The sequence below is a fragment of the Bacteroides sp. NSJ-48 genome (assembly GCF_014287405.1).
In the GTDB taxonomy this organism is placed as follows: Bacteria; Bacteroidota; Bacteroidia; order Bacteroidales; family Bacteroidaceae; genus Bacteroides; species Bacteroides stercoris.
In genome coordinates, this window is record NZ_JACOOD010000031.1 from 38741 (window position 1) to 48373 (window position 9633).

Annotated in this window: 8 protein-coding genes; 1 reads left to right on the forward strand and 7 read right to left on the reverse strand. The window is 48.1% G+C overall.

Translation table 11 applies throughout. The features are described from left to right. Positions 1 to 90 precede the first annotated feature (90 nt). The 7 genes from H8S52_RS13870 to H8S52_RS13900 form a co-directional block, all read right to left on the reverse strand. A complete protein-coding gene (locus tag H8S52_RS13870; RefSeq protein ID WP_186910029.1) occupies positions 91 to 1173 on the reverse strand; it encodes an efflux RND transporter periplasmic adaptor subunit in 1083 nt (360 codons plus the stop codon). A 139-nt stretch (positions 1174 to 1312) separates the two neighbouring features. Next, on the reverse strand, positions 1313 to 2245 hold the full coding sequence (rsgA, locus tag H8S52_RS13875) for a ribosome small subunit-dependent GTPase A (protein WP_186910030.1): 933 nt from the start codon (positions 2243 to 2245) through the stop codon (positions 1313 to 1315). A 95-nt stretch (positions 2246 to 2340) separates the two neighbouring features. Next, the gene (frr, locus tag H8S52_RS13880) at positions 2341 to 2901 is read right to left on the reverse strand and encodes a ribosome recycling factor (protein WP_005657660.1); all 561 of its coding nucleotides are present in this window, start codon (positions 2899 to 2901) and stop codon (positions 2341 to 2343) included. 158 nt (positions 2902 to 3059) lie between these two features. Further along, positions 3060 to 3770: a UMP kinase gene (pyrH, locus tag H8S52_RS13885; protein ID WP_186910031.1), complete on the reverse strand. Its 711-nt coding sequence runs from the start codon at positions 3768 to 3770 to the stop codon at positions 3060 to 3062. Between the two features lie 70 nt (positions 3771 to 3840). Next, positions 3841 to 6339: a heavy metal translocating P-type ATPase gene (locus H8S52_RS13890; protein ID WP_186910032.1), complete on the reverse strand. Its 2499-nt coding sequence runs from the start codon at positions 6337 to 6339 to the stop codon at positions 3841 to 3843. Between the two features lie 202 nt (positions 6340 to 6541). Then, positions 6542 to 7129, reverse strand: a complete 588-nt coding sequence (locus tag H8S52_RS13895; protein WP_186910037.1) for an AraC family transcriptional regulator — start codon at positions 7127 to 7129, stop codon at positions 6542 to 6544. Positions 7130 to 7234: 105 nt separating this feature from the next. Further along, positions 7235 to 8542, reverse strand: a complete 1308-nt coding sequence (locus tag H8S52_RS13900) for an MATE family efflux transporter (RefSeq protein WP_186910033.1) — start codon at positions 8540 to 8542, stop codon at positions 7235 to 7237. A 170-nt stretch (positions 8543 to 8712) separates the two neighbouring features. Here H8S52_RS13900 and H8S52_RS13905 point away from each other — a divergent pair, with 170 nt between their 5' ends. After that, complete coding sequence (locus H8S52_RS13905; protein ID WP_186910034.1) at positions 8713 to 9396, forward strand: lipopolysaccharide assembly protein LapB; 684 nt, start codon at positions 8713 to 8715, stop codon at positions 9394 to 9396. Positions 9397 to 9633: the final 237 nt, after the last annotated feature.

A 9633-nucleotide genomic window follows, 5' to 3' on the forward strand; every position in this document is an offset into this window, starting at 1 on the left:
ATGTACGGATTATGAGTTACTGCTTCCGGTATAGACTTGCCATAGCTCATACTTTATACCTTATACTTCATACTTTATAAAATTTCGTACTCAGTTAATGTTGTCTAATGTCACGGGTAATCCTGTGCGGAGTTGCAAGGTTCCCGAAGTTATGATTGTATCGCCTATGTTCAGGCCTTGCAATACTTGCACTTCGGCTTCCGTACGAATGCCGGTAGTAATCTCTACCGGTTGTGCTTTTCCTGATTTATAAAGGAAAATCTTATCCTTGCCCATTTCCGGAACGATGGCCTCGGAGGGTACGGCAAGTGCGTTTTGTATTTCGTCCTTATTCAGTTTGATACTGGCATAACGGCCCGGCAGTACGGCGCTGTTGGCATTGGGATAAAGTGCACGGATAGTCAGTGTATGGGTAGTGGGGTCTATCTTTGACTCGCGTGCATAGACGGTGGCATGGAAAGTGTTCAGTTTGCCTTCGAGCGTGAAGTCCAGCCCTGCGCCTGTCTTTACGTCATTGGCATAGCGTTCGGGCACTGCAAACTCTACTTTCAGCGGAGAAAGTTTGGTGAGCTTGGCTACAATGGTGGAGGGAGACGCGTATGTTCCGACACTGACCTGCCGCAGACCGATGACTCCGTCAAAGGGAGCGCGAAGTTCGGTTTGCGCAATGTTGGACTCTATCAGGTCGATGTCGGCATTCAGGGTTGCCAGTTCGGTCTTTACCTGTTCGTATGCCTCCTTACTGACGGCATCTCTTTCCAGCAACGCATTTTGACGGAATACGCGGTCTTCCGCCAGTTTCAGCTGCGATACCAACCTTTGTAATTGCGCCTGGAGAGGACGGTCGTTTACTTTGGCGAGCAATTGCCCTTTCTTCACAAAGCTGCCTTCTTCAAAGTTTATTTCGACAATCTTACCGGAGGTCTCGAATGAAAGGTCTACTTCCTCATCAGGCAGCAGGCTGCCGCTGATTTGTATTTCATCTTTCAGCAGTTGCGGTTTTATAATTCGGGCGTTTACGTTCAGTACCTTTTTGCCGCCACGTTTACCGGTCATTACCTTGTCGGCAGCCGCCAATTCTTCGTTTGTCTTGGGGAGTTGGGAATAAATACCTCCGCCTATCAGTCCGGCACCAATGAATATGATGATGCCCCATTTCACTTTTTTATTCATGTTGTAGTATTAGTAGTATATTTAGCCATAGATTTGGACGGAAAAGGTACGAAAAAGTTTAAAATAAGAAATGTTAATAAAAGTGATAAGGCAATAAAGCGATGGAGCGGTAGGGTAAGCCTGTCACTTTGCCTTTCTTTTAGTAAGCTGCTCTGTATTTACCTTCTTCCTTATCTTCCAGCATATTCAGGTAAGAGGCGTAGCGGGATTCGCTGATGTAATGTTGTTCTACCGCTTCGCGCACGGCGCATCCCGGTTCGTGACGATGGGTGCAGTTATTATAGCGGCAGTCGGCAGAGACTTTGAATATTTCCGGAAAGTAATGTCCTATCTCTTCTTCCTCCATGTCGAATGTTCCGAATCCCTTGATTCCGGGGGTGTCTATGATATAGCCGTCACCAGGCACAGGAAACATTTCGGAGAAAGTAGTGGTGTGCATACCTTTGTTGTGATAGGCGGAGATTGCGCCGGTTTTGATATCCAGTTCCGGCAGGATAGCATTGATAAGGGTGGATTTGCCTACTCCGGAATGTCCGGAGAAAAGCGTTATTTTCCCTTTAAGTTCTTCTTTTATAATATCGACACCTTCACCGGTCTTGGCGGATACCTTAAAGCAGGGGTAACCGATAGTGGTATAAAGATTGATGAGTCCGTCCAGATAGCGGAGCTCATCTTCGCTGTAGGCATCTGTCTTGTTAAAGATGATGTTGACGGGTACGCGGTATGCTTCGGCCGATGCCAGAAAGCGGTCGATGAACGTAGTGGACGTTTCCGGATAGTTCACTGTTACCACCAGCATGCACTGGTCGAGGTTGGCGGCAAGGATGTGAGACTGTTTGGACAGGTTGGACGAACGCCGGATAATATAGTTCTTCCGGTCTTCAATTTCGTTGATGAACGCCGTTCCTTCCTGATTCAATATGATTTGCACATGGTCGCCTACTGCCACCGGATTGGTGCTACGGATACCTTTCAGGCGGAAGTTGCCTTTAATTTTGCATTCAACGTATGTCCCCTCGTCGGTCTTTACCAGATACCAACTTCCTGTATTTTTAATTACCAGTCCCCTCAAAATTGTTGAAAGTTGAGAGTTGAAAGTTGAAAGTAAGGAGTCATTGGAGCGGCCGTGCCGCACGATAACTCTCGACTTTCAACTTTCAACTATATTTATACTGTCATGATCTCTTTATCCTTTGCTGCCAGCATATCGTCAATCTGCTTGATATACTTGTCATGGATCTTTTGCAGCTTCTCTTCACCGCCTTTTTGGGCGTCTTCCGCCAATCCTTCTTTCACTGATTTCTTAAAGGCGTCAATGGCATCGCGACGTGCGTTACGTACGCTCACTTTGGCGGTTTCGCTTTCGTTCTTACACTGTTTGGCAAGTTGTTTACGGCGCTCTTCCGTCAACGGGGGAATGCCGATGCGGATAATTTCGCCGTTGTTTTCGGGCATGATACCGAGGTCGGAGTCGATGATTGCCTTTTCAATGATACGGAACATGCTTTTGTCCCACGGCTTGATGGCGATACTGCGGGCATCCGGAGTGGTTACGGCTGCTACGTTGTTGATGGGAACCATGCTGCCGTAAGAATCGACACGGATTCCGTCCAGCAAACGAACATCGGCTTTTCCGGCACGGATGTGGGCCAATGATTCTTCCAGATACATTACGGCCATATCCATTTTCTCTTGTGCTTCGTCTAAGATGTCTTTTACGTCTTTCATATTTCTATTGTTTGAAGTAGCTTTTAGTTTGAAACTTTGCAAATATAATTGTTTCACGACAGATTACACAGATTTACACAGATTATTTTATCCGATAATCTGTGTAAATCTAAATCCGTATCCATTAATGTAAACCGGCGGATGTACGCCGAGGAATGTCAGTTATGTACCAGCGTCCCTATTTCTTCGCCCTGCATCACTTTCTTCAGATTGCCTACGGTGTCCATGTCGAAGACAATGATGGGCAGGTTGTTTTCCTTGCACATGCAGGTAGCCGTCAGGTCCATGACTTTCAGGCCGCGTTTCAGCACTTCGTCGTAAGTGATGTCGTGGAATTTCGTTGCCGTAGGGTCTTTCTCCGGGTCGGCGGTGTAGATGCCGTCAACGCGTGTGCCTTTCAGCATGACGTCCGCTTCTATTTCGATGCCGCGGAGACTGGAACCGGTATCGGTCGTGAAGAACGGGTTGCCCGTTCCGGCAGACATGATAACCACTTCACCTGCTTCCATACACTCGATGGCTTTCCATTTATTGTAGAATTCGCCGATAGGCTCCATGCGGACGGCAGTCAACACACGTGCCTTTACGCCTGCCGCTACCAGTGCCGAGCTCAGTGCAAGGCTGTTGATAACGGTTGCCAGCATACCCATCTGGTCGCCTTTGACGCGGTCGAAACCTTTGTTGGCGCCGCTCAGTCCGCGGAAGATGTTGCCGCCGCCGATAACGATGCCGATTTGTATGCCCATTCCGTGTATTTCCTTAATCTGTGCCGCATATTCGGCAAGGCGTTTCTCGTCGATGCCGTATTGCTTTTCTCCCATCAGGCTCTCGCCGCTGAGTTTCAGTAAGATTCTTTTGTATGTTGCCATAGTTTATTAATTTATTTCGCTTAGCGGCAAAGATAGAAAAATAATGCCAATCGGTATAAACAATTTCCGGTTATTCTTTCAACGTGTAGTCGCCGGCTTGGGCGGTGACCATTGCCTGTAACTCGTCGAGTGTCTTTTCGCCTTCCGAAAACTCCACGGCCGCTACCGGCGGGTTGAGGGTTACGGTGGCATGTACGCCTTCCATACTGTTCAATGCTTTTTCCACATGCATGCGGCAATGGTTGCACATCATGCCTTCCACTTTAAATTCTTTTTTCATGACGTTTTCAGTTGATGGTTCTACTTTATTTTCCGGTTGTCCTGCCGGGTTGGCGGCAGGGCTTTCCGTGCTCTCTATCTTTTTCCTTTTCAGCCGCAGACTGTTGGTTACTACGCTGACACTGCTGAATGCCATGGCTGCACCGGCTATCATTGGATTCAGCAGGAAGCCGTTGACGGGGTAGAGTACGCCGGCTGCAACGGGTACGCCTATTATATTGTAAATGAACGCCCAAAACAGATTCTGACGGATGGTGCGCACAGTCAGTCGGGAGAGTTTCAACGCTTCCGGTATCTTTGTAAGGTCGGAAGAGATGATGGTCATCTTGGCCACATCCATGGCGATGTCGCTGCCGCCGCCCATGGCAATGCTTAAATCGGCTTGCGCCAGAGCTGCACTGTCGTTGATGCCGTCGCCTGCCATTGCCACTTTCCTGCCGTTTTTCTGCAGGCTGCCGATAAAGGCGGCCTTATCCTGCGGCAGCACCCCCGTCCGATAATGGAGGATGCCGGCTTTGCGTGCAATCTCCCGGGCAGTGGCTTCGTTATCGCCCGTCAGCATATAGACTTCGATGCCGGCGGCTTGCAATTCGCTGACGGCTTGTATGGAGCTTTGTTTTATTTGGTCTGTAATCCCGGCTATGGCAAGTGCGTTTTCACTGTCGGCAAACCAGATGACGGTCTGCGCATCCGCTGCCAGGCGGACGGCTTCATCGCTTAGCGACCGGCTGACGGTAATCCGGTTTTCTTCCAGCAGTTTCCGGTTGCCGGCATAATAGGTCTTTCCGTCCGACTCGCCTTTCACACCTCTGCCGGTAATACTTTCAAAGTTGTCTATACTTACGTCCCGGGCATTCTGTAAATGGCGGACTACCGCTTCGGCAAGCGGATGTTCCGATAACTTTTCCAGACTGTAGAAGATGTTTTCATGCGCTGCCGTCTGCGTTACCCAAATTAAATCGCCGACTACCGGCTTTCCTTCGGTCACGGTTCCGGTCTTGTCCAGTACCACCGTATCAATCTTTTTGGCGGTTTCCAGGCTTTCGGCGTCTTTTATCAGAATGCCCCGTTCCGCACCTTTGCCGATGCCTACCATGATGGCGGTGGGTGTGGCAAGTCCCAGGGCACACGGGCAGGCGATGATAAGTACCGTAACCAGCGCCAGCAATCCGTGTGTAAAGCCGTTCTGCCCGTCCAGCAACATCCATGCGATGAAGGACAGCACGGCAATGCCGATAATAACCGGCACGAAGATGCCTGCAATCTTGTCTGCCAATTGCTGGACGGGGGCTTTGCTGCCTTGCGCATCCTGCACCATGTGGATGATTTTAGCGAGCAGCGTATCCGTCCCTACTTTCTCCGCGCTGAACCGGAAACTCCCTTTTTGGTTGATAGTGCCGGCAAAGACTTTGGCGTTCTTTTGTTTGGCTACTGCTACCGGTTCACCGCTCAGCATGCTTTCGTCCACGTACGAACTACCTTCCGTAACGATGCCGTCCACGGCAATCCGCTCTCCAGGTTTCACTAAAATAATGTCTCCCGGACGAATCTGTTCAATCGGAACAACCTTCTCAGATGAGGGGCCGGTGATAACGGTTACCGTTTTGGGTTGCAGACCCATGAGTTTCCTGATGGCGGAAGAGGTATTTCCCTTAGCCTTTTCCTCCAGCAACCGCCCTAACAGGATAAAGGCGATAATGACGCTTGCAGCCTCGAAGTAGACGTGCGGATGGATGTCCCTTTCCAGCCAAAATTCAGGGAACAGCATGTTGAACAGGCTGAACAGGTAGGCGATTCCGGTGCTGTTGGCTACCAGCGTATCCATATTGGCGGTGCCGTGTTTCAGTTGTTTCCATGCGCTGGTAAAGAAACTTCTTCCCAACCAGAATACGACGGGAGTAGAGAACAGCCACATAATAAGATTGGCGTACGGCATATCCATAAAGAACATGCCGATAACCATAACGGGCACGGACAAGACGATGGCCCATGTGGCGCGGAATTTCAGCGCGCGATATTTTTTGTCGTGCGCCTGCTCCACTTTATCCGGTGTATTCTCATCCTGTTTAATCAGCAAGTCGTATCCGGCATTCTGCACGGCCTGCTGCAGGGCTTCGGGAGAGCAATTTTGGGAGTCATATTCCACAGTTGCCATTGCCGAAGCATAATTTACGGTTGCTTTTCGGACGCCGGGCTGGCGGTTCAGCGTCTTTTCCACTCTTGCGGAGCATGAGGCGCAACTCATTCCCATTACGGGAAAGGTTTCTTGAACGATGCTTTTGTTTGTCATATCAATAGTAGTACAATTTATTTTTTCCAGGATAAACTTCCGGTTTAATGGGAATAAACTTGAAGTTCAATAGGAATAAACTTGAAGTTTAATAGGAATAAACTGTTAGTTTAATGTGGATAAACTTTTTTATGGAACAAAGATACGGCAAGGAAGTTGTCCGATAGTTGTAAAATTCGGGATATGATTTATAAGATTCTGCTTATATTTCGTCAAGCGGCTTGCGTTTGTTCCCCTTTATCTTCTTGAAGTGACTGGGAGTCATTCCGGTTACATGCTTGAACTGGGCGCTGAGGTAGGAGACACTCGAATAGTTCAGTATATCGGCTATTTCGTTCAGGGATAGCTCCCCGTACATCAGCAGTTCTTTGGCGCGCTCTATCTTCTGTGCGATGAGGTATTTTTCGATAGTGGTGTTGGTTGTTTCCGAGAAAAGCTTGCTTAATGCGCTGTAGTCCCGGTGCAACTTGGATGCCAGGTAATCGGACAGATTGGTTTTCAGTCCGTTGTCATCGTAATGTACCAATTCGATGATAGCATCTTTTATCAGCTCTGCTGTCTGTGATTTCTTGTCGTCAATCAGTTCGAACCCGAATGTTTCAAGCGAGTCTTTTACACGCTGATACGTTTCGTCGCTGACTGCGTCGGGCAGGACGGCGATGCCCAGTTCTACCGAAAGCGGGTGCAGCCCCAGTTGCTCAAGCTGGCTTTTCACCACCATGATGCAACGGTTGCAGACCATGTTCTTGATGTGCAGTGTATTTTCGGGATTGGGTGTAATATCGGGCATTCCGTTCTTTTTCGGGCAAAGATAATAGGTATGGTTTGTTTTTGCTTTCATTTGTCTGCGAATAAATATTAATGGGGCTTATGGCAACCTCATCGTGAAATGCCTTTAGTGAAAGCTTTTTTCCATAACCTTCCGGCTGAGCAATGTCTGCATAGCGCCCCGCATGGACAGGTAAACAAGAAAAGCAAGCCACAGGGCATGGTTGCCTAAAACCGTGTGGAATCCGTAGTACACCGCAAAGAAACTGACGGCTGAGGCTGCCATGGAGAGAAGCATGCCGCGCGTTGCCGTTGCGCCGATAAAGATGCCGTCCCAGATAAAGGCGGCAATTCCGGCAGCGGGTATGGCAAGCGCCCAATAGAAGTAAGTGTCGGCGGCGGTTATTACGTTCCGGTCATCGGTCAGCAGTGCCAGAAAAGCATTGCCTCCCGAGGCATAGACCAGTGTGAACAGTACGGTCAGCCCGGCGCCCCATATAAACAGATGCCGGACGGTATCGGTAAATGCTTTCCGGTTGCGGGCACCTATGTATCGTCCGCTCAGGGCTTCTCCCGCATAGGCAAAGCCGTCCATTACGTAAGAGAAAAGGGTGAAGAGTTGCATCAGCAACGTGTTTACTGCCAGGATGATTTCACCTTGTGAAGCACCTGCAGAAGTGAAGAATAATGTGACAGCCACCAGGCAGAGCGTGCGTAGGAATATGTCGCGGTTCACTTGGAAAAAGCGCACCATTGCTTCTTTTTGCAATACCTCTTTCCAGACGATATGCTTTTCCAGTTTGCCATAATGCTTCATCCACAGCATAAGTCCCATGAAGAAACCCGCGTATTGGGCAATCAGTGTTCCCAAAGCTACGCCTTCTACTTTCATCTTGAAAAAATAGACAAGGCTGAGGCTGGCAATGATATTTACGATATTTTGTGCGATGGCTATGTACATGGGAATGCGGGAGTTCTGCATACCGATATACCATCCGGAGAGCCCGTATAATCCTAACATGGCTGGAGCGCCCCATATGCAGATGTGGAAATAGAGCGTCGCCATTTCTCTGACTTCTTCCGTAGGGTGGATAATAAGGAAAGCCGCTTGTCTGATAGGTACTTGCAGCAGGATAAGGCAAAGAGCCACAGCCAGCCCTATGCCTACGGAACGTATCAGCAACCGGACAATTTCCGGTAAATCCCGTTTTCCATAAGCCTGTGATGTCATACCGCTGGTTCCCATGCGCAGAAATCCGAATATCCAATAAATAATATTGAACAGCATGCCGCCTACCGCAATGGCGCCGATATAGGCGGGAGAACCCAGATGTCCCACGATAGCCACATCGATTAGTCCGAGCAAAGGCACGGTTATATTCGATATGATGGAAGGTAAGGCTATCTGTAATATCTGTCTGTCTATGGGCTTCATTTGCAATATTTTGTTTAATGGGAAGCAAAGGTACACAGAAAAGGAAAAATAGTGGGAAAGATTAACTATATTTCTACTTTTGTCTATTGATGGTTGACGGGGAAGTTTGTAAATTTGTAGGTGACTTCTTATGGACGATCTCGGGCTGTTAAACTATATAGACTTAAAATATGAAGACCTTAACTTTACTTTTCTTTGGGTTCCTGTTGTGCCCAATATCACTTTGGGCACAATCGGCAGATGTGTTGTTGCAGAAAGTGTCCGATGCCTTATCAGTCGGTAAGGATGATTATGCTGTGAGTTTATTCCGTCAGGCTGCAAGCATGGGAGCGGAGCAGGCGGAGATGTTTTATTGGACCCGCGTTGAGAAGAGCAGTGCGGTGGCTCCTCGTTTTGTACAAGAACTGGCTGCTTATTATAAAGATAAGCGGAATTACGACAAAGCATACCTTTTCTATAAAGAGTGGTTGCAGTATTATCCGGAAGATATTCCCGGTCTTGTGGCTTGTGCAGAGATGCAGATGATGCGCGGAGAGACGGAGGATGCTCTGAAACTTTACGAAAGGGTGCTGGCTTTGGATGCAGATAATCTTCAGGCAAATATATTTTTGGGTAATTATTACTACCTGCAAGCCGAGCAAAAGAAGAAGACGCTGGAAGATAATTATAAGAAAATCGTTTCTCCCACACGTATGCAATATGCCGGTTATCGTAACGGACTGTCGGATGTGTTCTCTAACGGATATGATAAGGCTAAGAATTATTTGCAGAAAGTCCTTCAACAGTTTCCTTCTACTGAAGCGGGAAAAACTTTGGAAAGGATAAAGATATTGGAAAAGGAGATGAACAAGTGATTGTTCATCTCCTCTCTTTTCCTGATGTTTATTTGGCGGTACGGATTGGCAACTCCATAAGTCCGTCTGGTGCAGAACGGGTGTCTGCTTCCTGAACGGCTTTGGGGCCCGGTATCAGAGGGACATTCATTAAATATTACAAAATTAGCCAACTAATTCATACACAAATTATTGCGAATTAGTTGGCTTTTTTGTATCTTTAGGTATTCCCCCGAAAACAAGGTTTGACGGCCAAAA